Origin of the sequence: Denitratisoma oestradiolicum (genome assembly GCF_902813185.1) — a bacterium.
Lineage (GTDB): Bacteria > Pseudomonadota > Gammaproteobacteria > Burkholderiales > Rhodocyclaceae > Denitratisoma > Denitratisoma oestradiolicum.
The window spans coordinates 3,948,980-3,971,743 of the sequence record NZ_LR778301.1 but is presented as its reverse complement, the minus strand read 5'-3'; the positions used below and the strand labels follow the sequence as shown (position 1 = coordinate 3,971,743).

The 22,764-nt window shown below is 64.2% G+C and carries 27 protein-coding genes; 16 read left to right on the top strand and 11 right to left on the bottom strand.

Annotated elements, in window-relative coordinates:
• Positions 1–143: 143 nt before the first annotated feature.
• Positions 144–1,583, bottom strand: coding sequence for a Fe-S cluster assembly protein SufB (sufB, locus tag DENOEST_RS18140; RefSeq protein WP_145770408.1), 1,440 nt, complete (start codon positions 1,581–1,583; stop codon positions 144–146).
• Entirely contained in the window at positions 1,580–2,014 is a 435-nt protein-coding gene (locus tag DENOEST_RS18135; protein WP_232096536.1) for an SUF system Fe-S cluster assembly regulator, read from the bottom strand. The genes sufB and DENOEST_RS18135 overlap by 4 nt, the downstream gene beginning before the upstream one ends.
• 138 nt (positions 2,015–2,152) lie before the next feature.
• Here DENOEST_RS18135 and DENOEST_RS18130 point away from each other — a divergent pair, with 138 nt between their 5' ends.
• From DENOEST_RS18130 to thiL, 5 genes are all read left to right on the top strand, one after another.
• Positions 2,153–4,273 carry a 3-hydroxyacyl-CoA dehydrogenase NAD-binding domain-containing protein gene (locus DENOEST_RS18130; RefSeq protein WP_145770410.1) on the top strand — a complete coding sequence of 707 codons (2,121 nt, stop codon included), beginning with the start codon at positions 2,153–2,155 and terminating at the stop codon, positions 4,271–4,273.
• A 121-nt stretch (positions 4,274–4,394) separates the two neighbouring features.
• Entirely contained in the window at positions 4,395–5,507 is a 1,113-nt protein-coding gene (gene ribBA / locus DENOEST_RS18125; protein ID WP_145770411.1) for a bifunctional 3,4-dihydroxy-2-butanone-4-phosphate synthase/GTP cyclohydrolase II, read from the top strand.
• Between the two features lie 3 nt (positions 5,508–5,510).
• The gene (gene ribH / locus DENOEST_RS18120) at positions 5,511–5,981 is read left to right on the top strand and encodes a 6,7-dimethyl-8-ribityllumazine synthase (protein ID WP_145770412.1); all 471 of its coding nucleotides are present in this window, start codon (positions 5,511–5,513) and stop codon (positions 5,979–5,981) included.
• Positions 5,978–6,610: a transcription antitermination factor NusB gene (gene nusB / locus DENOEST_RS18115; protein WP_332068238.1), complete on the top strand. Its 633-nt coding sequence runs from the start codon at positions 5,978–5,980 to the stop codon at positions 6,608–6,610. The genes ribH and nusB overlap by 4 nt, the downstream gene beginning before the upstream one ends.
• 151 nt (positions 6,611–6,761) lie before the next feature.
• Positions 6,762–7,784 (top strand): thiamine-phosphate kinase, encoded by a 1,023-nt coding sequence (gene thiL, locus DENOEST_RS18110; protein ID WP_145770413.1) that lies wholly within the window; start codon positions 6,762–6,764, stop codon positions 7,782–7,784.
• Here the strand turns inward: thiL and DENOEST_RS18105 are convergent.
• On the bottom strand, positions 7,750–8,238 hold the full coding sequence (locus DENOEST_RS18105; RefSeq protein WP_145770414.1) for a hypothetical protein: 489 nt from the start codon (positions 8,236–8,238) through the stop codon (positions 7,750–7,752). The two genes, thiL and DENOEST_RS18105, sit on opposite strands and share 35 nt — an antisense overlap.
• 47 nt (positions 8,239–8,285) lie before the next feature.
• Here DENOEST_RS18105 and DENOEST_RS18100 point away from each other — a divergent pair, with 47 nt between their 5' ends.
• From DENOEST_RS18100 to DENOEST_RS18050, 11 genes are all read left to right on the top strand, one after another.
• Positions 8,286–8,789 carry a phosphatidylglycerophosphatase A family protein gene (locus DENOEST_RS18100; protein WP_183148284.1) on the top strand — a complete coding sequence of 168 codons (504 nt, stop codon included), beginning with the start codon at positions 8,286–8,288 and terminating at the stop codon, positions 8,787–8,789.
• Positions 8,789–9,301 (top strand): CinA family protein, encoded by a 513-nt coding sequence (locus DENOEST_RS18095; RefSeq protein WP_145770415.1) that lies wholly within the window; start codon positions 8,789–8,791, stop codon positions 9,299–9,301. Before DENOEST_RS18100 ends, DENOEST_RS18095 begins: the two co-directional genes overlap by 1 nt.
• Before the next feature lie 27 nt (positions 9,302–9,328).
• A complete protein-coding gene (recA, locus tag DENOEST_RS18090) occupies positions 9,329–10,354 on the top strand; it encodes a recombinase RecA (RefSeq protein ID WP_145770416.1) in 1,026 nt (341 codons plus the stop codon).
• On the top strand, positions 10,351–10,785 hold the full coding sequence (recX, locus tag DENOEST_RS18085; protein WP_145770417.1) for a recombination regulator RecX: 435 nt from the start codon (positions 10,351–10,353) through the stop codon (positions 10,783–10,785). Before recA ends, recX begins: the two co-directional genes overlap by 4 nt.
• Positions 10,786–11,007: 222 nt before the next feature.
• Positions 11,008–11,730, top strand: a complete 723-nt coding sequence (gene lptB, locus DENOEST_RS18080) for an LPS export ABC transporter ATP-binding protein (protein WP_145770418.1) — start codon at positions 11,008–11,010, stop codon at positions 11,728–11,730.
• A 2-nt stretch (positions 11,731–11,732) separates the two neighbouring features.
• A complete protein-coding gene (locus DENOEST_RS18075; RefSeq protein ID WP_145770419.1) occupies positions 11,733–13,169 on the top strand; it encodes an RNA polymerase factor sigma-54 in 1,437 nt (478 codons plus the stop codon).
• 11 nt (positions 13,170–13,180) lie between these two features.
• The gene (gene hpf / locus DENOEST_RS18070; protein WP_145770420.1) at positions 13,181–13,495 is read left to right on the top strand and encodes a ribosome hibernation-promoting factor, HPF/YfiA family; all 315 of its coding nucleotides are present in this window, start codon (positions 13,181–13,183) and stop codon (positions 13,493–13,495) included.
• Positions 13,496–13,625: 130 nt separating this feature from the next.
• A complete protein-coding gene (ptsN, locus tag DENOEST_RS18065) occupies positions 13,626–14,084 on the top strand; it encodes a PTS IIA-like nitrogen regulatory protein PtsN (protein ID WP_145770421.1) in 459 nt (152 codons plus the stop codon).
• Positions 14,069–15,013, top strand: coding sequence for an HPr(Ser) kinase/phosphatase (gene hprK / locus DENOEST_RS18060; RefSeq protein WP_145770422.1), 945 nt, complete (start codon positions 14,069–14,071; stop codon positions 15,011–15,013). Before ptsN ends, hprK begins: the two co-directional genes overlap by 16 nt.
• A 130-nt stretch (positions 15,014–15,143) precedes the next feature.
• Positions 15,144–15,458 (top strand): PsiF family protein, encoded by a 315-nt coding sequence (locus DENOEST_RS18055; RefSeq protein ID WP_145770423.1) that lies wholly within the window; start codon positions 15,144–15,146, stop codon positions 15,456–15,458.
• 28 nt (positions 15,459–15,486) lie between these two features.
• Positions 15,487–15,663, top strand: coding sequence for a hypothetical protein (locus tag DENOEST_RS18050; RefSeq protein ID WP_170228167.1), 177 nt, complete (start codon positions 15,487–15,489; stop codon positions 15,661–15,663).
• Here DENOEST_RS18050 and DENOEST_RS18045 read toward each other — a convergent pair.
• The 8 genes from DENOEST_RS18045 to DENOEST_RS18010 form a co-directional block, all read right to left on the bottom strand.
• Positions 15,645–16,541 carry an adenylate/guanylate cyclase domain-containing protein gene (locus DENOEST_RS18045; RefSeq protein ID WP_145770424.1) on the bottom strand — a complete coding sequence of 299 codons (897 nt, stop codon included), beginning with the start codon at positions 16,539–16,541 and terminating at the stop codon, positions 15,645–15,647. The genes DENOEST_RS18050 and DENOEST_RS18045 overlap by 19 nt on opposite strands.
• 9 nt (positions 16,542–16,550) lie before the next feature.
• Positions 16,551–17,753, bottom strand: a complete 1,203-nt coding sequence (locus DENOEST_RS18040; protein ID WP_145770425.1) for a pyridoxal-phosphate-dependent aminotransferase family protein — start codon at positions 17,751–17,753, stop codon at positions 16,551–16,553.
• A gap of 18 nt (positions 17,754–17,771) precedes the next feature.
• Complete coding sequence (ttcA, locus tag DENOEST_RS18035) at positions 17,772–18,665, bottom strand: tRNA 2-thiocytidine(32) synthetase TtcA (RefSeq protein ID WP_145770426.1); 894 nt, start codon at positions 18,663–18,665, stop codon at positions 17,772–17,774.
• A 165-nt stretch (positions 18,666–18,830) separates the two neighbouring features.
• Complete coding sequence (locus DENOEST_RS18030; RefSeq protein ID WP_145770427.1) at positions 18,831–19,586, bottom strand: pteridine reductase; 756 nt, start codon at positions 19,584–19,586, stop codon at positions 18,831–18,833.
• Between the two features lie 315 nt (positions 19,587–19,901).
• Complete coding sequence (locus DENOEST_RS18025; protein ID WP_145770428.1) at positions 19,902–20,399, bottom strand: PIN domain-containing protein; 498 nt, start codon at positions 20,397–20,399, stop codon at positions 19,902–19,904.
• On the bottom strand, positions 20,396–21,568 hold the full coding sequence (locus DENOEST_RS18020; protein WP_145770429.1) for an XRE family transcriptional regulator: 1,173 nt from the start codon (positions 21,566–21,568) through the stop codon (positions 20,396–20,398). Before DENOEST_RS18020 ends, DENOEST_RS18025 begins: the two co-directional genes overlap by 4 nt.
• The gene (locus tag DENOEST_RS18015; protein WP_145770430.1) at positions 21,565–21,789 is read right to left on the bottom strand and encodes a hypothetical protein; all 225 of its coding nucleotides are present in this window, start codon (positions 21,787–21,789) and stop codon (positions 21,565–21,567) included. The genes DENOEST_RS18020 and DENOEST_RS18015 overlap by 4 nt, the downstream gene beginning before the upstream one ends.
• A 138-nt stretch (positions 21,790–21,927) precedes the next feature.
• The gene (locus DENOEST_RS18010; protein ID WP_145770431.1) at positions 21,928–22,716 is read right to left on the bottom strand and encodes a tRNA threonylcarbamoyladenosine dehydratase; all 789 of its coding nucleotides are present in this window, start codon (positions 22,714–22,716) and stop codon (positions 21,928–21,930) included.
• Between the last annotated feature and the right edge of the window lie 48 nt (positions 22,717–22,764).

Here is a 22,764-nt window from a genome sequence, read left to right as displayed (position 1 = left end):
TTGTCTTCACTCTCTGGAAATGCTGATTAATTCAATTTCGTCATTCCGGCGAAAGCCGGAATCCAGGAGAATCAACAACCTGGGCACCGGCATGCGCCGGTGTGACGGACTTAATCAGTGTTTCCATAAATCAGTGCTTTCCTCTAACCGATTGCGCCTTCCAGGCTGACGCCCAAGAGCTTCTGGGCTTCCACGGCGAATTCCATGGGCAGCGCCCGGAACACGTCCTTGCAAAAGCCATTGACGATCATCGCCACCGCCTCCTCCGCACCGATGCCCCGGCTTTGGCAATAGAACAACTGGTCCTCGCCGATGCGGGAAGTGCTGGCCTCGTGCTCCACCTGGGCCGTGGGATTCTTCACCTCGATATAGGGGAAGGTGTGGGCGGCCGAGCGGTCTCCCAGCAGCAGGGAATCGCACTGGGTGTAGTTGCGCGCGCCGACGGCACTTCGGGCCACCCGCACCAGACCCCGGTAGGCATTGCGGCCATGGCCGGCCGAGATGCCCTTGGAGATGATGGTGCTCTTCGTGTTGCGGCCCAGGTGGATCATCTTGGTGCCGGTGTCGGCCTGCTGGTAATGGTTGGTCAGGGCCACGGAGCGGAACTCGCCCACGCTGTTGTCCCCCTGGAGAATCACGCTGGGATATTTCCAGGTGATGGCCGAGCCGGTCTCCACCTGGGTCCAGGAGATCCGGGAATTGGCGCCCCGGCAGTCGCCGCGCTTGGTGACGAAGTTGTAGATGCCGCCGCGCCCGTCCTTGTCGCCGGGATACCAGTTCTGCACCGTGGCGTAGCGGATCTGGGCGTCTTCCAATGCGATCAGTTCCACCACCGCCGCGTGCAGCTGGTTCTCGTCCCGCATCGGCGCGGTGCAGCCTTCCAGGTAACTGACGTAGGCGCCCCGGTCGGCGATGATCAAGGTGCGCTCGAACTGGCCGGTGTTCCTGGCGTTGATGCGGAAGTAGGTGGACAGCTCCATCGGGCAGCGCACGCCAGGCGGGATGTAGCAGAAGGAGCCGTCGGAGAACACCGCCGAGTTGAGGGTGGCGAAGTAGTTGTCGGTGTAGGGCACCACCGAGCCCAGGTATTGCCGCACCAGTTCGGGATGCTCCTGCACCGCCTCTGAGAAGGAGCAGAAGATGATGCCCAGTCCGGCCAGTTTTTCCTTGTAGGTGGTGGCCACCGAGACGCTGTCGAACACCGCGTCCACCGCCACGCCGGCCAGCAGCTCGCGCTCTTGCAACGGCACTCCGAGTTTCTCGTAGGTGCGCAGCAGTTCCGGGTCCACGTCGGCCAGGCTGCGGGGCCCGTCGGTCTGGGAGCGGGGCGCCGCATAGTAGGAAATGTCCTGATAGTCGATGGGCGGATGCTCCACCGTGGACCAGCGCGGCTCGGTCAGGGTCAGCCAGTGGCGGTAGGCCTGGAGGCGCCAGGCCAGCATGAATTCCGGTTCCCGCTTCTTGGCGGAAATGAGGCGGATCACGTCCTCGTTGAGTCCCCGGGCGACGGTGTCGCTCTCCAGCAGGGTGGTGAAGCCCTGGGGGTAGTCCTGATTGAGGAGTTGGTCGAGATGGGTGGTCATGGCCTGGGCTCCCGAGTGTTCGCCGGCACCGGATGGGCGGACGGCCCGGTCATGTCGGCCAGGCTTACCTGATCCAGTGCCCGGCGCAGCACCTGGTTCAGGCGCTGCCAGTTTTCCCGTTGGGGGCAGGCGGCCTCCTGGGCGCACAAGCCGGCCTCGATGCTGCACTCGGTCATGCCGAAGGGACCTTCCATGGCGTCGATCACCTGGGCGATGGAAATCTGCTCCGGCGGCCGCGACAGGCGGTAGCCGCCATGGATGCCCCGGGAGGACAAGACCAGATTCTGCCGCGCCAGGGTCTTCAGAATCTTGCTGGTAGTGGGGGCCGCCACGCCCACCGCCGCCGCCATCTCGGCCACGCTATGCACACCAAGAGGCGACTGTGCCAGATAGGCCATGATCACCGTGCTGTAGTCAGTCAGTTTTCGCATTCGCAACATGCTCGCCACCTCGCTTGCAATATAGGACCTCACAAGTCCGATATCGTTCCGGGGCGGAGGGGCCGGCGGGAGGGCTCTGGTATCCTTCCGCCCTTCTCCGAACGACGCTTTTCCAACGGAATCACCACCATGCGACACCTCAAACTCGACACCGATGCCCAGGGCGTTGCCCTGCTCACCATCGACGTGGCCGATCGGCCGATGAATGTGCTGATGCCCGAGGTGGAGGCGGAGCTGGCCGAAGCCGTGGCCCGGGTCCGCGCCGATGCCGGAATCCGTGGCCTGATCATCGTCTCCGGCAAGGCCAATGGCTTCATTGCCGGTGCCGACCTGAAGGAATTCGTCGAAGCCTACGAGCGCAAGACCACCCAGGCCCAGGGCGCCGAGCGCAGCCGGCAGTTCCAGCGCCTGTTTCGTTCCTTGGAGACCTGTGGCAAGCCGGTGGCCATCGCCATGAACGGCCTGGCCCTGGGGGGTGGCCTGGAGCTGTGCCTGGCCGGCCACTATCGGGTGCTGAGCGACAATCCCAAGGCCGTGGTGGGCCTGCCGGAATGCGGCATTGGCCTCTTGCCCGGTGCCGGCGGCACCCAGCGTCTGCCCCGCCTGATCGGCGTTGAGAATGCCCTGCCGATGATGCTCTCGGGTCGCCACGTGAAGCCGGCGGAGGCCTTGAAGCTGGGCATCGTCCATGAGCTGGCGACTCCCGGCGAGGAAGTGGCCGTCGCCCGGCGCTGGATCGATAGCCAGCCCGACCCGCGCCAGCCCTGGGACAAGCCGGGTTTCCGGGTGGAGCCGGCCAGCGTCTTCATCGCCGAGACCCGGGCCAGCACCCTGCGCGAGACCCATGGCAACTATCCGGCGCCCCTGGCCATTCTGGGCTGCGTGGCGGAGGGCGTGCCCCTGCCCATCGACGATGGACTGGAAGTGGAAGCCCGCTATTTCGGCCAGTTGCTGGCCGGGCCCGTAGCCCGCAACCTGATTCGCACCACCTTCATCAACCGGGGTCTGGCCGACAAGCTGGCGCGCCGCCCCAAGGGCATCGACAAGGCGCCGGCGCAGAAGCTGGCGGTGTTGGGGGCCGGCACCATGGGTGGCGGCATCGCCTTCGCCGCCGCCCAAGCCGGGATTCCCGTGGTGTTGTTGGACAGCAGTGGGGACTTGGCCGAACGTGCCAAGGCGGCCATCTCCGTCCGTCTCGCTCAGGATGTGGCCAAGGGCCGGCTGGCCCAGGACAAGGCCGATGCCCTGCTGGCCCGGATCACCCCCACCGCGGATTACGCCCTGCTGGCGGACTGCGACTTCGCCATCGAGGCGGTGTTCGAGGATGCTGCAATCAAGGCCCAGGTGATCGCCCGGGCCGAGGCTGCCCTGCCCGCCACGGCAGTCTTCGCCAGCAACACCTCGGCCCTGCCGATCGGCGGTCTGGCCCGAACGTCGCTGCGGCCCGGCCAGTTCGTGGGCATGCATTTCTTCTCGCCGGTGGAGCGGATGGTCCTGGTGGAGATCATCGCCGGGCAGGAGACCCGGCCGGAAACTCTGGCTCGAACCTTCGATCTGGCAGGCCAGTTGAAGAAGACACCGATCCTGGTCAATGACGGCCCCGGCTTCTACAGCACCCGGGTGGTCAATGCCTACATCAACGAGGGGCTGGACCTGCTGACCGAGGGCGTGGCGCCTGCGCTGATCGAGGATGCGGCACGCCAGGCCGGCATGCCGGTGGGGCCCCTGGCCCTGGCTGATGAAGTGGGCCTGGACCTGGGCCTGAAGATCGCTCGCCAGGTGGATACCCTGGAGGCCGGCCGTAGTCGTGCCGTGGCCACTCTGGACCAGATGGTGCGGCAGGGACGCCGGGTGGGGCGCAAGTCCGGCACCGGCTTCTACGATTACCCCGAGGGTGGTGCCAAGCGGCTCTGGCCGGGACTGGCCGCCCTTTACCCCCCAGCAGCCGAGCAGCCCGGGGTTGAGGAGATAAAACAGCGCCTGCTTTACGCCCAGGCCCTGGAGGCCGCCCGCTGTGTCGAGGACGGCGTGGTGACGCACATGCCCGACGGGGACCTGGGTTCCCTGCTGGGCTGGGGTTTCCCTTCCTATACCGGCGGCACCCTGTCCCTGATCGACACCCTGGGCATTGCCAATTTTGTCGAAGCCTGCGAGCGTCTGGCGGCGCGGCATGGTGTCCATTTCGCACCCTCGGCCTGGCTCAAGGAGAAGGCCGGTCGGGGCGAGAATTTCTATCCGCCCGTCGTCTGAAAACGACCGGGAAGGGTTCATAGGGCCTGTTCTCATTCAGTCGCGACCGTCGCCTGAATGAGAACAGGCCCTAGCCTTTCCAGCGTAAAATGCGCCCCTTCCCCTAGCAAAGACCCCCACCATGAGCATCAGCTCCACCGAGGAAATCATTGCCGACATCCGTGCCGGAAAGATGGTGATCCTCGTCGACGAAGAAGACCGGGAGAACGAGGGCGACCTGGTGATGGCCGCCGAGCACGTGACGCCCGAGGCCGTCAATTTCATGGCCAAGTTCGGCCGTGGCCTGATCTGCCTGACCCTGACCCAGGCCCGTTGCGAGCAGCTCGATCTGCCTCTGATGGTCTCCGACAACCGGACCCCCCACGGCACCGCCTTCACCATGTCGATCGAGGCGGCCGAAGGCGTCACCACCGGCATTTCCGCCTACGACCGGGCTCTGACGGTGCAGGCCGCCGTCAAGCGCAATGCCAAGCCTGCCGATCTGGTCCAGCCTGGCCACATCTTTCCGCTGATGGCGCGCAACGGCGGCGTCCTGGTGCGGGCCGGCCATACCGAGGCCGGCTGCGACTTCGCCGCCCTGGCGGGCCTGGAGCCGGCTGCCGTGATCTGCGAAATCCTCAAGGATGACGGCACCATGGCGCGGCTGCCGGACCTGCTGGAATTCGCTCCCCAGCACGGTCTCAAGATCGGCACCATCCGCGACCTGATCCACTACCGCAGCGAGAACGAGAAACTGGTGGAGCGGGTGGCGGAGAACGTGATCCATACCCGCCATGGCACCTTCCGGGCGCTGGCCTACGTGGAAAAGACCAGTGGCGAGACCCACCTGGCCCTGACCTACGGCGACATCAACGCTGAAGAGGAAACCCTGGTGCGGGTCCATGCGCCCGGCTCGGTGCTGGACTGGCTGGAGAGCACGCCCCGTTTCCAGTCCTACAGCATCGACCAGGCCATGGAGGTCATCGTGCGCCGGGGCAAGGGGGTGATCGTGCTGCTGAGTCGCAAGGATGTGCAGGAAAAACTGGTGCCCGCGCTCCAGCGCGATGCCGGCGACCCGCCGCCCAAATTCAAGTGGGACCCCCGCACCAACGGCATCGGCGCCCAGATCCTGCGGGATCTCGGTGCCCGCAATATCCGCCTGATGGCCCGTCCCCAGCGCATTCCCAGCATGGAGGGCTTCGACCTCCATGTGGTGGGCCATCTGCTGCCCGAAGACGCTTTTCCGAAAGACTGAACCATGCCCCGTCGCAACGACATCCGTGAAATCGAACCCGATCTGTCCGGCACCGGCCTGTCCGTCGGCCTGGTGCTGAGCCGCTTCAACGAGGACATCGGCGACGGCCTGCTCTCCGGTTGCTGCGACGAGCTGATCCGCCGCGGCGTGGCCGCCGAGTGCATCACCCTGGTCACCGTGCCCGGCGCCCTGGAAATTCCCCTGGTGCTGAAGACCATGGCCCAGAGCGGCAAGTACCATGCCCTGGTGGCCCTGGGCTGTGTGATCCGGGGCGAGACCTATCATTTCGAGATCGTTTCCAACGAATCGGCCCGGGGCATCACCGAGGTGCAACTGGCCACCGGCATGCCCATCGCCAATGCGGTGCTGACCACCGAGAACGATGACCAGGCCCTGGTGCGCATGGTGCAAAAGGGCAAGGAGGCCGCCGAGGCGGCCCTGGAGATGTTTCATCTGCTGAAAGCCGTCAAGTGAGCGCGGCGCCCTTGGACCCCGTCAACAAAGGCGGACAGGAGGAGGCCCGCGAAATCGCTGCTTCCCCGTCCAGCACGGGGAGCGGGAACGAGGCGCCGCCGCCGGGCCGTCCCAAGGCGGAGCCAGCCTCCCGTCCGGAGGCCGCGCCAGCGGCCGAACCAAAGTCACCCCCGCCCTCGGGGCGGGGGGCGGGGGGTGGGTCTGCAAATCCGCGTCGCCGTGCCCGGGAGTTCGTGGTTCAGGGGCTTTACCAGTGGCAGGTGGGCGGTCAGGATCTGGCCTCGATCCAGGTTCAGGCCGAAGCCGTTCCCGGGTTCGACAAGGCTGATGGCGTCCTTTACCTGGCTCTGCTGGAAGGCGCGATCCATCAGGCGCCGGCCCTGCGGGAAGCCCTGGAGCCCCATATCGCGCGGCCCTGGAACGAGATTTCCCCCATCGAGCGGGGCATCCTGCTGCTGGCGGCCTGCGAGCTGCTGCATCATCCCGAGACACCCTACCGGGTGATCATCAACGAGGCCATCGAGCTGGCCAAGACCTTCGGTGGCACCGACGGCCACAAGTTCGTCAATGGGGTGCTGGACAAGCTGGCGCCCCTGGCCCGTCCCCAGGAAGCCAAACGCAATCGCTGAAGCCTCCAGACGGGGGCTGGCTAACGGGCATGGATCGCGACCACCCCGGAAAATGAAAAGTGCCAAGGCCCGTTGCCCTCTCCCTCAACCCCTCCCCCGTGAAGGGGGAGGAGCGCTTTGTGAGTCACTAAGGCGACTTTCACGTTAAGCCATGCCTTCCGAATTCGCGCTGATCGACCGCTTTTTCCGGCGCCCCGTCCATCACACCATTCTGGGCGTCGGCGACGATGGGGCCCTGCTGCGGCCGGCCCCGGGCATGGAACTGGCCATTTCCACCGACATGCTGGTGGCAGGCACCCATTTCCTGCCCGATACCGATCCCGAGGCCCTGGGCTGGAAGACCCTGGCGGTGAATGTCTCCGATCTGGCCGCGATGGGCGCGCAGCCGCGTTGGGCGTTGCTGGCCCTGGCCCTGCCCGAGGTCGACGAGGCCTGGCTGGCGGCTTTTGCCCGGGGCTTGTTCGACTGCGCGGACACCTTCGGCATCGACCTGATCGGCGGCGACACCACCCGGGGCCCTCTCAATCTTTGTGTCACCCTCTGCGGCGAAGTGCCCGCCGGCCAGGCCCTGCGCCGTTCCGGTGCCCGGCCCGGCGACGATGTCTGGGTCTCGGGCCAGCCGGGGCGGGCGTCCCTGGGCCTGGCCTGCCTGCAGGGACGCGCCCGTCTGGCGCCGGCCTACGAGGCTGACTGTCTGGCTGCCCTGCACCGGCCCCAGCCCCGGGTCGCCCTGGGGCTGGCCCTGCGGGGTCTGGCCAGCGCCGCCATCGATATTTCCGACGGCCTGCTGGCGGACCTGGGTCACATCCTGGAACAGTCGGGGGTTTCCGCCACCCTGCATCTGGCGTGTATGCCCGGTGCCGCCCTGGCGGCCTGCGCAGATGCCCAGCTGGCCCGGGACTGTCTACTGGCGGGCGGGGACGATTACGAGCTGCTATTCACCGCGCCGCCGACGAAACGGGAGTCCATCGAGGCGGCGGGGTCCGCCATGGGGATTGGTCTCATCCGGATCGGGGAAATCGGTGGGGCAGGCGCCGGCAGTCTTGTCCTGCTTGATGCCCGGGGTCAGTCCCTGGCGCCGGGGCGCCGGGGCTACGATCATTTCAGCGGGGAGAGGGAGGCGGGGAGCGCCTTGGGGGTCATTGCTGCTGGAGCCGCGGATGAGTCACGGTGATGGTGATGTCGTTGAAGGTCTCCGGATTGGCCCGCACCTGCACATTGCTCAGACCGGCCATGGCCTCTCTGATGCGGGCATGCAGGTACTCCCGGTCCGCTTTGTCCTTGGCGCCCAGTTCGACCAGTACGGGAAGGTCCTCATACCGGGGCAGGCTCAGGATGCGGGCCAGTTCCAGGATCATGTCGTCCAGGCTGGCGTGCTGCCGCTTGACGGTGTCCAGGGCCAGGGGGATATAGATGGCATCCGTGTCCCGGTCCATTTCCCGCCGACTCATGATGCCATGCTCGAATCCATGCTTGCGAATGGTGTAGGAGAGGCGCTCGTGCAGATCGTCGGCTCTCGGTGCCGACACCGGCAGCCTGGGCATCACGCAGGCTGCCAGATTGACCAGCAACAGCGCCGCGCCCAGCCGCAACAGAAATTTCAGCAACCAGCTGGACCCACGCCCCATGGGATACTCCACAAGTTCCATTCACATCCAGCATTATGACCCTTGCCATGGCTAAAGCTCCCCCTCCTCCCCTGGGTTTTTTGTTCACCGACCCGGCCCACCTGATCGCCTGCGGTTTCGGCAGCGGTCTGTCCCGTTTCGCCCCCGGCACCGCCGGCACCGCCTTCGCCTGGGCCTGCTATCCTCTGCTGCGCCCCCTGTTCACCACGGATCTGCTGTTCCTGGCAGCCCTGGCGGTGATGTTCGTGCTGGGGGTGATTGTCTGCGACATCACCGGGCGCCATCTGGGGGTCAGCGACCACGGCTCCATCGTCTGGGACGAGATCGTGCCCTTCTGGCTGGTGTTGATGTTCACCCCGGCGGACCTGGCCTGGCAGCTCATGGCCTTTCTGATCTTCCGCTTTTTCGACATCGTCAAGCCGCCGCCGGCCCGCTGGTTCGATACTCAGGTGAAGAACGGTTTCGGGGTGATGATGGACGACCTGGTGGCGGCCGGCTACACGCTGCTGGCCCTGGCAGCCCTGAAGAATATCGCTGACCACCTACTGTGATGGATGCGCTCCTGGCCGAGCTGTCAGCCCGAGTGGGTGCCGCCCTCAAGGCAGGAGGGCTCACCTTGGTCACAGCCGAGTCCTGCACCGGCGGCTGGGTGGCCCAAGTGATCACCCATACGGCGGGCAGCTCCGACTGGTTCGAAGGGGGCTTTGTCACCTATTCCAATAACACCAAGGAACGGCAACTGGGGGTGCGTCCCGACACCCTGGCCCGAGCCGGCGCGGTGAGCCTGGAAACCGTGGCGGAAATGGCCCAAGGTGCCCTGGCAAACTCCAATGCCATGATTTCACTGGCGATTACCGGAATCGCCGGGCCCGGCGGTGGCTCACCGGATAAGCCAGTGGGCACCGTATGCTTCGCCTGGTGCTGGCGGGGCGAAGCGCCCCTGACCCAGCGCTGCTGCTTCGGCGGTGATCGGGAAGCGGTTCGGTATCAGTCGGTGACCCATGGGCTGGAGCAACTTCTGGCACAGCTTGAGGGGTCGAGGCCGGCAAGAACTGTGCCATAATTCGCGCAACTATCGAAAGGATGTTCCATGGACGACAACAAGGCAAAGGCATTGCAGGCCGCTCTGGCCCAGATCGAAAAGCAATTCGGCAAGGGCTCCATCATGAAGATGGGCGAAGGTCAGATCGAGAACGACCTGCAAGTGGTCTCCACCGGTTCCCTGGGCCTGGACATCGCCCTGGGCATCGGCGGCCTGCCCCGGGGCCGGGTGGTGGAAATCTATGGTCCCGAGTCCTCCGGCAAGACCACCCTCTGTTTGCAGGTGGTGGCTGAAATCCAGAAAGCCGGCGGTGTGGCCGCCTATATCGACGCCGAAAACGCCCTGGACCCGACCTATGCCACCAAGCTGGGCGTCAACGTACCCGACCTCTTGATCTCCCAGCCCGATACCGGCGAGCAGGGCCTGGAAATCACCGACATGCTGGTGCGTTCCGGCGGCGTGGACCTGATCGTCATCGACTCCGTGGCGGCCCTGACCCCCAAGGCGGAAATCGAGGGCGAAATGGGCGACCAGTTGCCCGGCCTTCAGGCCCGGCTGATGTCCCAGGCCCTGCGCAAGCTCACCTCCAACATCAAGCGCACCAACACCCTGGTGATTTTCATCAACCAGATCCGCATGAAGATTGGCGTCATGTTCGGCAATCCCGAGACCACCACCGGCGGCAACGCGTTGAAGTTCTACGCCTCGGTGCGCATGGATATCCGCCGCACCGGCGCCATCAAGAAGGGCGACGAGGTGGTGGGCAACGAGACCCGGGTCAAGGTGGTGAAGAACAAGGTGGCGCCTCCCTTCCGTGAAGCCCATTTCGACATCCTCTACGGGGAAGGCATTTCCCGGGAAGGCGAGATCATCGATCTGGGTGTGGATAACAAGATTGTGGACAAGTCCGGGGCCTGGTACGCCTACAACGGCGAGAAGATCGGCCAGGGCAAGGACAACGCCCGGGAGTTCCTGCGGGAGCGTCCCGAGCTGGCCCAGGAGATCGAGAACAAGGTTCGTACCGCCCTGGGGGTCAGCGTGCTGTCACCGGGCGTTAATGCGGACGCCGCGTGAATGATCTGAAACCTCGCGCCATCCGGCTTCTGGCCCGGCGGGAACACAGCCGGGCCGAGCTGGCGCGCAAGCTGTCCCCCTACGGCAGCCCCGAAGAAGTGGATATTGTGCTGACCGAACTGCAAGACACCAACCTGCTCTCCGATGCCCGTTTCGCCCAGAGCTACCTGCGTAGTCATGGTGAGCGCCTGGGCGCCGCCCGGCTGCGCCAGACCTTGCGCACCAAGGGCGTGGATGAGGAACTGATCGCCGCCAGCCTGCGTGAGGCCGACCTCCCCGACGAAATGGCCCGAGCTCGGGCCATCTGGGCACGGAAATTTGCCGCCCCCCCGGCCGATGCCAGGGAATGGGCGCGCCAGGCCCGCTTTCTGCAATCACGGGGTTTCGGCACAGAACTGATCCGCAAAGTGTTGAAGGAATCCGCAGAATGAGCGTCACCCGCCGGGCCGCCCCAAGGGTGGCGCAGAGTACGCCCCGAGCCGCATGGCGGCGAGCATCCGTCACCCCCGCCCTCGGGGCGGGGGATGGGGGGAGGGCACTTCAAACCACCCGCCGGGCCGCCCCAAGGGTGGCGCAGAGTACGCCCCGAGCCGCATGGCGGCGAACACCCGTCACCCCCGCCTTGGGGGCGGGGGCCGGGGGGTGGGTAACTTATGACTAAACTCAGCGCCAGCAATCTGCGCAAGAAATACAAATCGCGCACCGTGGTGAAGGATGTCTCCTTCGACGTCAATGGCGGCGAGGTGGTGGGCCTGCTGGGTCCCAACGGCGCCGGCAAGACCACCTGCTTCTACATGATCGTGGGCCTGGTGGCCTCGGATGGCGGCGCTATCCAGCTGGGGGATCAGACTCTGACCCACATGCCCATTCACCGTCGGGCCCGGCTGGGATTGTCCTACCTGCCCCAGGAGAATTCGGTGTTCCGCCGTCTCACCGTGGCCGAGAACATCAGGGCCGTGCTGGAATTGCAGGGACTGGATGAGCAGCAGGTGGAAGGGCGTCTCGACTACCTGTTGCAGGAACTGCATATCTCCCATATCCAGGACAGCGCCGCCATTTCCCTTTCCGGCGGCGAGCGGCGCCGGGTGGAGATCGCTCGGGCCCTGGCCACCGAACCTCGCTTCATCCTGCTGGATGAACCTTTTGCCGGGGTGGACCCGATTGCCGTGCTGGACATCCAGAAGATCATCCGCTTCCTCAAGGAGAGGGGCATCGGGGTGTTGATCACCGACCACAATGTGCGGGAAACCCTGGGCATCTGCGACCGGGCCACCATCATCAACGAAGGCGAGGTGCTGGCTTCTGGCCGGCCCGAGGAAATCGTTCATAATGAGAGCGTGCGGCGGGTGTACCTTGGTGAAAATTTCCGCATGTAGTCATGAAACAGACGCTTCAGCTCAAGCTCTCCCAACACCTGGCCCTGACGCCCCAGTTGCAACAGTCGATCCGGCTGCTGCAACTGTCCACGCTGGAACTCAACCAGGAAATCGAGCAGTTCCTTCAGGAAAATCCCCTGCTGGAACGTGTTGAGCCGGGCGACGACGGTGCCGCCTTCGCCCCCCCCGCGGACCTTCTTACCCAGACCACAACCCCCGAAGCGCCTCCCGAGCGGGATGACACGCCCCCTGGCCCGGAAGGCGACGAACCCGGCTGGGGCAGTGAGCTGCCCATGGGCCATGGCAACAACCGGGATCCGGATGACGACAGCGATGCCGGGGATATTCAGGCCGCAGCCACCAGCCTGCGGGATCACCTGCTGACCCAGATGGCCCTGACCCAGGTCAGCGCCCGGGAGCGGGCTCTGGTGGCCTTTCTGGTGGAGGCTCTGGACGAGGATGGCTACCTGACCCAGTCCCTGGAGGATTTGCTGGATCTGCTGCCTGAGGATTTCGGCGGTGACCGGGAGGAGCAACTGGAGGAATTGCAGATCGCCCTGCGCCATTTGCAGCATTTCGATCCGGCGGGTATCGGTGCCCGCAACCCGCGGGAGTGCCTGGAGCTCCAACTGTTGGCCCGGCCCGACTGTCCGGCCAAGGAACTCGCCCGGACTCTCGTCAGGGATCATCTGGACCAACTGGCGGCGCGGGATTTCATCCGCATCAAGAAAGCCCTGAACTGTTCCGACGACGAGTTGCGGGACGCCCAGGCCCTGATCCTCACCCTGAACCCCCGGCCCGGCGCCCAGTACGCGGCCCTGGATACCCGCTACATCGTGCCCGATGTGGTGGTGCGCAAGCTGCGTGGTCAGTGGCTGGCCAGCCTCAACGGCGAGGCCATGCCCCGGCTGCGCATCAACCGGCTCTATGCCAATATCCTGCGCCAGAACCGGGGCAGCAGCCTGGCAGGCCACCTGCAGGAAGCCAAGTGGCTGATCAAGAACGTGCAGCAGCGTTTCGACACCATCCTGCGGGTGACCCAGGCCATCGTGGATCGACAGCGGGCTTTTTTCGACCATGGCGAAGTGGCCATGCGGCCCCTGACCCTGCGGGAAATCGCCGACACGGTGGGACTGCACGAATCCACCATCTCCCGGGTGACCACCCAGAAATACCTGGCCAGTCCCCGGGGCATTTTTGAACTCAAATACTTTTTTGGCAGCCACGTCGCCACCGATAGCGGCGGCGCGGCCTCCAGTACCGCGATCCGGGCGCTGATCAAGCAGTTGGTCGGCGCCGAGAACGGCAAGAAGCCGCTCTCGGACAGCCGGCTCGCGGAAATCCTCGGCGAGCAGGGTATTGTGGTGGCGCGGCGTACCGTCGCCAAGTACCGCGAATCCCTGAACATCCCGCCGGTCAACCTGAGAAAGACGCTCTGAAAGGAGACACCATGAACCTGAACATTACCGGCCATCACGTGGAGGTCACCCCCGCCATCCACGATTACGCCACCGGCAAACTCGACCGCGTGATTCGTCATTTCGACCATGTCACCAGTGTCCACGTCATCCTTTCCGTGGAAAAAATGCGCCAGAAGGCGGAAGTCACCCTGCACGTGAAGGGTAAGGACATTTATGCCGACGCCACCGATGATGATCTCTACGCTGCCATCGACGCCATGGTGGACAAGCTCGACCGTCAGGTGGTGCGTCACAAGGAACGGGTCACCGAGCATGCCCGGGACAAGCATCATCCGACCGAGTGACCTTTTTGCGGACATAGCGGCGATGCGGTGAAAAGCACTCCAATAGGCGCCCTTTACCCTGATCAATGGGTGGGGGTTTCCCTGTAAGGTGCATCCCGCCCCATCGCTGCGACGGTCCTGACCGATTCCGATGAATCAGATTGCAAAAACATTGCCGGTAGACAACATCCTGGTGGATCTGGATGCCAGCAGCAAGAAACGGGTTTTCGAGCAGGCGGGTTTGCTGTTCGAAAACCGGCATGGCATCGCCCGGGCCACCGTCTACGATGCCCTGTTCGCTCGGGAGAAGCTGGGTTCCACTGGCCTGGGGCAAGGCGTTGCCATCCCCCATGGACGCATCAAGGGTATCAAAGAGGCCGTGGGGGCCTTTTTGCGCCTGGCCATGCCCGTGCCCTTCGACTCCCCCGACGGTCAGCCGGTTGGCCTGCTGTTCGTGCTGTTGGTGCCGGAAGCCGCCACCGAGCGGCATCTGCAACTGCTCTCGGAACTGGCACAGATGTTCTCCGATCGGGCCTTCCGCGAGGCCCTGGCGGCGGCGCCGGACGGTGCTGCCCTTCACACCCTGTTTGCCCAATGGCGCGCAAGCTGACCATCGCCGAGCTGTTCGAGGCCAAGCGCGAGCGTCTGTCGCTGACCCATATCTGCGGCAACCTGCACCATCCCATCCTCGTGGCTCGGGACGATATTTCGCCAGCCGATCTGGTGGGCCACGTCAATGTGATCCATCCCGAGCGGCTCCAGGTCTTCGGCACCCCCGAGATCGCCTGGACCCAGCGCACTCCCGAGAGGAAAATGCGCCAGCAGCTGCAGGACTTCATTGCTGCCTGCTCCCCGGGCCTGATCGTGGCCGACGGCTGCGAAGTTCCCTATTTCGTGCAGGAAGAATGTGCAAAGGGCAATCTTCCACTGTTCTCCACGCCCCAGCCGGCGGCCCTGGTGATCGATGCCCTGCGCCTTTACCTGTCGCGGGAATTTGCCGAGACCATCTCGCTCCATGGGGTCTTCATGGATGTGCTGGGTCTGGGTGTCCTGCTGACCGGGGACTCCGGCGTGGGCAAGAGTGAACTGGCCCTGGAGTTGATCACCCGGGGCCATGGCTTGGTGGCGGACGACGTGGTGGAAGTTTCCCGCCTCTCCCCCGAGGCCCTGGAAGGACATTGCCCCGAGCTGCTGATGGACTTCATCGAGGTTCGCGGCCTCGGCCTGCTCAACATTCGCACCGTATTTGGTGAAACCGCCTGCCGGCGCAAGATGCGCCTGCGCCTGATCTGCCATCTGCAGCGCCCTCAGGCCGGCGTGCCCCAGGCCGCCCGCCTGCCTCTGGATGCCCAGAACGAAACCATCCTGGGGGTGCCGATTCGTCGTGTCACCATCCCTGTGGCGGCCGGTCGCAATCTGGCGGTGCTGGTGGAAACGGCGGTGCGCTCCACCATCCTGCAACTGCGCGGTATCGATTGCATGCAGGAATTCCTAGATCGTCAGCAGCAGGCCCTGGAAGCTGGCGCCGGCGACATTTGAGCGCTACCCGTGACTTACGGCCGATGCCTGGCGTAATATGCGATCTGGATTTGCTGATGGCATGATGGCGCGTCGTAGATTTGCCTCGTCCCGGCAAATTCTCCCTTTCATCACACTCAGGAGTTTCGCCATGAAAAAGCTGATTGTTCTCGCCTGTATCACGTTCCTCGCCGTTGGCGCCCAGGCCGCCAGCGAGGCCCAGAAGGCACAACAGGAAAAGATGAAGGCCTGCAATGCCGAGGCCAAGGTCAAGGACATGAAGGGGGATGCCCGCAAGGCCTTCATGAAGGACTGCCTCTCCGCCAAGGGTGGCGAGGCCAAGCCGGAGCCCGCCAAGGCACCGAACGCCAATTGCGAGAGCATGGCCCAGGAGAAGAAACTGGCCGGGGCCGCCAAGGGGGCCTTCATCAAGAAGTGCGAGAACGACGCCCAGGCGGCGAAGTAATCCCATTCACCAACACACGGCCGCCATTATGGAAGAACGGAACAAGCAACCCGTCCGGGAACCGGGGGGCGGCCGCTTTCTGACGATAGTCGCCTTCATCGTCATCACCAGCCTGCTGGGTATTCTTTGGTCCCTCCTGGGCCACGGCAAGATCAGCGGTGGCGCGCCACCGGGACCACCGGCTGCTCAGTCCAGCAGCAGATAGTCCACAAACTCGGATTGCCCCTCGGCCCAGGGGTGGCCGAAACTGAGCCGGCCCCGGCCCCGCAGGATGGCTTCCTCCCGCTTCACCAGGAAACTGGCCTGGCCCTCGGGGGCCACGTAGGTGCCGTTGCTGCTCTGGTCCGTCAGCACAAAGCAGGTGCTGCGGAATTCGATATGGGCATGGGTGCGCGACGCACGGGTGTCCCGGATCACCAGATCATTGCCACTACCCCGGCCCAGGCTCAGGGCGGGCCGCCGGGCATCGATAAAGAGATTCTGCCTGCCTCCGTGGCGCAGGCGTAGCCGCAGGCCCTGGGTTTCGGTGGGGAAAACGGAGTCTGACGGCAAATCCGATGTTTCATCTTCCTGCCAGGCGACTTCGGCCACCACCATCGGCTCCCGTTTGCCCTTCAGCACTACCGGTTTCAGGTGGCCGGCCCGGTCCCGGTCGGCCTGGGACAGTGCCACCAGGGCGTCGGCACTGGCGATGATCTGATGGGCCTGGGCCAGTTCGGCCAGCCGGGCCGCTGTATTCACCCCGTCGCCGAAGAGTTCGCCCCCTTCCTCCAGTACTCCTCCGTAATGCAGGCCGATGCGTATTCCCGGGCGGACACCGGAAGTCGGCGCCAGCCCTGCCACCTGTTGCTGCATGGCGCAGGCTGCCTGGATTCCCTGCTCGGCCGTATCAAAGGAAAGCAGGGATTCGTGACCCAGGGTCTTCAGCACCCGTCCGCCATGGCGCAGGGCCGCCTGGGCCGCCCCTTGCAGGCAGTGTTCGACGGCTCGCCGGGCCAGGGCATCCCCGAGTTTTTCGTACAGCAGTGAACTGCCGGCAACCTCGACGACCAGAATACAGAGCTCCCGGCGCTGGAGATTCAAGGGGGCGCCCTATGCGTTTGGCACTGCATAGGCGGCCCGGGCCGCCTGGAGCGATTTTGCGCCATCCGCCGGATGGCCCTGTTCGGCCAGGGTGCGGGCCAGGGCGTCGAGGCACAGCAGCACGTTTTCTTCCCGGCAGGAATGGCCCATCAGGCCGAAGCGCCAGATCTTGCCGGCCAGGGGACCCAGACCGGCGCCGATTTCCAGATTGAACTGTTCCAGCAGGCGCCGGCGCACCAGGGCCTCATCGATGCCTGCCGGCACATGGACCGCATTGAGCTGGGGCAGGCGCGCTTCCTCCTTTACCACGAAGCCCAGGCCCAGGGCCTCCAGGCCGGCTCGGAGGGCCAGGTGATGGCGCTGATGGCGGGCCCAGGCCTGTTCCAGGCCTTCCTCCTTCAGCATCAGCAGGGACTCGTGGAGGGCATAGAGGCTGTTGATCGGCGCGGTGTGGTGGTAGGTGCGCTTGGCCGCGTCCCAGTAACCCAGCACCAGGTTCAGGTCCATGAACCAGCTTTGCACCTTTTGCTTGCGGTTCTTCAGCCGCTCCAGGGCCCGTTCGCCGAAAGTCACCGGCGACAGGCCCGGGGTGCAGGAGAGGCATTTCTGGCTGCCGGAATACACCGCATCCGCGCCCCAGGCATCCACCCGCAGGGGATTGCCCCCCAGGGAGGTGACGGCATCCACGATGCTCAGGCAGCCATGGCGATGGGCGATCTCGATCAGGGTCTGGGCATCGGACAGGGCGCCGGTGGAGGTCTCGGCCTGGACGAAGGCCACCACCTTGGCGTCGGGATGGGCCTTCAGGGCATCCTCCAGCTTCTGCGGGTCCACCGCCTCGCCCCAGGCGTCTTCCACCACCACCGCCACGCCGCCGCAGCGCTCCACGTTCTCGATCATGCGCCCACCGAACACGCCGTTGCGACAGACGATGACCTTGTCGCCGGGCTCCACCAGATTCACGAAGCAGGTCTCCATGCCCACCGAGCCGGGGCCGGAGACCGGGAAGGTGAGGGCGTTCTCGGTCTGGAAGGCGTAGCGCAGCAGCAGCTTGAGCTCTTCCATCATGCCGGCGAAGGCCGGGTCCAGATGGCCGATCACCGGCTGGCCCAGGGCGGTCAGCACCCGGGGATGCATGTCGGAAGGCCCCGGCCCCATCAGGACGCGGCGGGGGGCGTGGAAGGACTGGATGCTGTCGAGAGTGAGGGTCATGGCAGGCTCGTCAGGAAATTACTCATCCGCCGGAATCAGCGGAATCACGGAATTGTCGGAAAAGGTCTCGGGGTCGAAGGCATGGTCGCCGTCGGGATCGGGCACGCCGCTGACCTTCAGGTTGGGGAAATCGAACAACTCCCGGTCCATCAGGTGGGAGGGCACCACATGGGCCAGACTGCGGAACATGGTCTCGATGCGGCCGGGGAAGCGCTTCTCCCAGTCCAGCAGCATCTGCTTCACCTGCTGGCGCTGGAGATTGGGCTGGGAGCCGCAGAGATTGCAGGGAATGATGGGGAACTGGCGCACTTCCGCCCACTTCTCCAGATCCTTCTCACGGCAATAGGCCAGGGGGCGGATCACCATGTGGCGGCCGTCGTCGGAGACCAGCTTCGGCGGCATGGACTTCAGCTTGCCGCCGAAGAACATGTTGAGGAACAGCGTCGCCAGGATATCGTCCCGATGATGGCCCAGGGCGATCTTGGTGGCCCCCAGCTCGTCGGCGACCCGGTAGAGGATGCCCCGCCGCAGGCGAGAGCAGAGGGAACAGGTGGTCTTGCCCTCGGGGATCACCCGCTTGACGATGGAATAGGTGTCCTCCTCCTCGATATGGAAGGGAATACCCAGATCCTTCAGGTAATCCGGCAGCACATGCTCGGGGAAGCCCGGCTGCTTCTGGTCCAGGTTTACCGCCACCACGTCGAAATGGATCGGCGCCTTCTCCCGCAGGAACAGCAGGATGTCCAAGAGGCCGAAGGAGTCCTTGCCGCCGGACAGGCAGACCATCACTTTGTCGCCGTCCTCGATCATGTTGAAGTCGGCAATGGCCTGCCCTACTTCCCGGCGTAACCGCTTGGCCAGCTTGTTGGATTCGAAATTAGCCTTCTCGGCCTGTTTTGCAGTGAGTGACATGGAGTTATTAACGTGAAACAGCGAATTGAAACGGCAAGTCAAATAGCCGAGCGTAGCGAGCCATCATCGTCACCTCCCCCGGAGAGGGGGAGGCCGGGAGGGGGTGGGCCTTCCTGCCTTTCGCGTATCTCATGGACCGGAGCGGAAAATTGGCTTCCATACGCGTCAGAGCTGGGCCGTGCGGCCGCCATCCACATTGATCACCTGGCCGGTGATGTAGGGGGCGTCGAACAGCAGGAAACGAACGGTACGCGCAATGTCGGCGGGACTGCCGATGCGCTGGAGCAGAGTGTGGGCAATGATGGCCTCCCGCTCCTCGGGCGGGAAGTCATCGCCACTCTCGGGCCAAGCGATGGCCCCCGGTGCCACGGCATTGACCCGCACCCGGGGCGCCAGTTCGATGGCCAGGGCCCGGGTCAGGCCCAGCAGACCGGCCTTGGAGGCGCTATAGAGCGGATAGCCCTTGAGGGGCCGCTCGGCGTGGATGTCGGTGATATTGACGATGGCGCCCCCCGTGGCGCGCAGATGGGGCGCCGCCGCCTGGGCCAGGAACAGGGGGCCTTGCAGATTGCTGCCCATCAGTTCGTGCCAGTTCTCCTGATCAATGCTGCCCATCGGCGTCGGGAAAAAACTGGAGGCGTTGTTCACCAGGCCGTCGAGCCGGCCGTAGCGGGCCACCGTCTCCGCCACCACCCGCTCCAGGGCCGGCACGTCGCAAAGGTCGGCCTGCACGGTGCAGGCGGAATTGGGACGCAACTGGTTCAGCTCACCCGCCAGGGCCAGGGCCTCGTCCGCCGAGCGTCGGTAATGCAAGACCAGCCGTGCCCCGGTACCGTGAAGCTCACGGGAAATCGCGGCGCCCACCCGACGGGCGGCACCGGTCACCAGCACGACGGGGGTGGATTCGGGGAGAGGATTCATGGCGGGAAAGTATACCTGCCCGGACCGGCTCCCCGGGACTTGCCCTGATTCCCGGACCAGGAATCGCGGATAACCCTCCGCCTTCAGGCGAACCGCGCCGCCAGTCCCTCAAGTGTGATGTTTTCCATGGTCCTGCCGTGGGGAATCAGCAGGTAGCGCCACGGCTTGTTGCCAAAGATGAGGCGGTTGTCAAAAAGGTCGGCCTCGGTAATGCTGTGCCTCGCGTGGTAGGTTCTGCAGGTCTTCGATGTGCGGCTCTAGTTTCGGCCGGCTTTCCTTGCTGATCCAGGTGATTGAGTTCTTGCCGGCCTGCCATCAGAACGTCCATCCTTGCTGGTGCATGAACTCTTCCAGATCAATGCAGGGAATCTTGAAGTGAGCACAGACATTGGGAATCTTGGCCGCGTTGGGCTTGAGCACAAGCGACTTGCCCCCGCGTTGCCATCCTTCTTCCGTCACCACCGTTGCCTGGTTGACTTTGGCGCAGGCGATCACGAAGGGGTCGGCAACGGGCGTTCCCTTCAACCGTTGTTGTGCGCCGATCAAGCCCTGAAAGTGCCTGATCCTGAATATCTCGGCCACGAACAGGAGTTCAGCCCCGGTCGGTGTGGAGAACATGGCCTTGTGATTCTTTGTCCATGCCAGGACTTCGTCGCTGACGTCCTGTCTTTCGATTTCGTTGAATACCTCGCGTGTGGAAATCAGCTCACTCTTTGCGACGAGCCCATCCAGACCATCCCAGATACTCTTGAACACGCGCGGATAAAAGTGCTGGAGGGAACGAATAGAACTGGTATCGAAGACATAGTTCATGCTTCGGCCCCTTGCAGGACGCGCTCCTCGAATCCGGCATAGCTTTTGGGCTTGATACCCAGAAGGTCGGCGGCATGCTCCAGACTGATCTGGTGCCGGTAATGTCGACTGACGACCTCCCTGGCAAAACGGTCGCTGATGTACGCCCCCTGGTTGAGATACCAGTTGCCCCCACCGCCCTGCTGCTTCTGTGTGGCCCAGAACTTTGCCTTGCTCTCATAGAAAGTCCTGCTGACTCGCCCCAGATCGAGAAAACGCCGCAGGATTGCCTCCCGACTGACGCCATACCTATCAGCGAGGTTTGAGAAGTGCGCTTCGTTTGCGTTTTCCACGTCGGCTGGAAATTGCTTTGCTTGGGTGGCAAAGTCCATTCCCGGAATCAGTACTTCGGCGGCGATGGCGTTGCAGAAGCGTTCAATCTCTTTTTCCCTCTTGGGCAATTGATCGATATAGCTCGTATCGAACTTGCTCAAACCGTTCATGCTCAACAACAGATGCGCGAGTTCGTGCAGCAAGCTGAATATCTGGCGGGTCTTGGTAGTGCTGTTGTTCAGATAGATGACCGGCAAATGCTCGTCCATCAGGCAGAAGCCGGAGATGTCCTTCTGCTTGAAAGCAGCCTTGAAGATGAAGACGCCGCACCCCTCAATCGTTTTGCGCCACTCTTTCAGCGCCTGCTCGTCGCTTTTCCAGGCTGTCTGCTGATCAAGTGAGATGCCCAGATAATTGCGAATGACCACGGCTTGCGACGTAACGTCTTGTGATAACGAAAGCGTGATGGTGTTCCAGATATGGCGCTCGGCGGGGTTGCGACCGTCGAACAACTCCTGCAATCCGATCTGGTAGGCGTGGGCGCGGCGGATGTGCAGGTAGGTGTCTCGTGCCAGAGTTTGCATGTCCGCGTCAGGCAAGGTGCGGAACTCCCGTTGCGGCAGAGTTTCTTCCGGGGGCGAGGGCAGAAAAAATATCGCCAGCGGGCGCTTGTATATTTGATAAGCCAACTTTTCCAGTTGCGGGTAGGTCGGTGCTCTCCTGCCGTCCTCCCATGCCTCGATCTCTTCGGGCTGCCGCTTGAGCATGTCGGCAACATCGAGAACGGTCAGCCCGACCGATTTCCTGGCCCAACGAAGAATCTCCGGTTCAACGCCGATAACAGAATCATGTTTCATAGGTGGCATTCCCAAGCTACCAATTCCCACGATTTCGAGGGAATTAAAACTCTCGAAATCGAGAGGCTATTGTTTTCCTCTCCTGTTGGGGGAGCGATATTCGCCGACCATTCGGGAAATCCCTTTGACGACCCCGACCATTTTGCCGGCGCTGGCAAAATGGTGTCCAAGGTCGATTCCCGATTATCGACGGCGAGGGTCGGCAGTTGCTTGCTGTTCATTCTTGTGGCTCCCTTTCGCACGTGACGGTGCGATTCCCATATGGCATCGCCAGTGTACTCGCGGTGAGGCTCATCAGGCGAGCTATCAGGAAAGAGTCCAGCGCAGTGTGAACAAGGGCGGCAGGGCAGTCGCCTGGCTCAGGCCAGCAGCCGCCCCAGGATGCGGGCTGCGGCGGCGAAGCCGAAGGGGGCGGTGACGCAGACCGAGGAGCCGTAGCCGGCGCAGTTGAGGCCGTGCAGGGCCAGGTCGGTGGCGCCGTGGGCCTGCCCCTCGTCCACATCGCAGGCGGCGGCCTGGGGGCGCTGGATCGGCTCGTCGGAATAGATGCAATCGACGCCGAACTTCTTCTTCGGGTCCCGGGGGAATCCGTATTCCTTGCGCAGCCGGGCACGCACCTTGGAGGCCAGGGCATCCTGGGTGGTGCGGGACAGGTCATCCACCTTGAGCCGGGTCGGATCGCTGCGCCCGCCCGCGCCGCCGGTGGTGACCACCGGCAGGCCCAGACGGCGGCAGTGGGCGATCAGGGCCGCCTTGGCGCGCACCTGGTCGATGGCATCCACCACGCCGTCGCAGGCCGGCAACAGTTCCGCCACGTTCTCCGGGCTGATGAATTCCTCCAGGGTGAGCACCAGGCAGGCGGGGTTGATGCCGGCGATGCGCTGCGCCATGGCCTGCACCTTGGCCTGACCCAGGCTGTCTTCCAGGGCGTGGATCTGGCGATTCACGTTGGACTCGGCGACGTGGTCCAGGTCGACCAGGGTCAGCCGGCCCACGCCGGAGCGGGCCAGCGCTTCCGCCGCCCAGGAGCCGACGCCACCGATGCCGACCACGCAGACATGGCTACCGGCCAGGCGTCGCAAGGTGCCGGGGCCGTAGAGCCGGTCTACGCCGCCGAAACGGCGCTTCAGATCGAAGGCTGGGTTCATGGGGATTCTGCCGTGGCGCTTTTGAGCGGGGAGGCCGCGCATCTTACA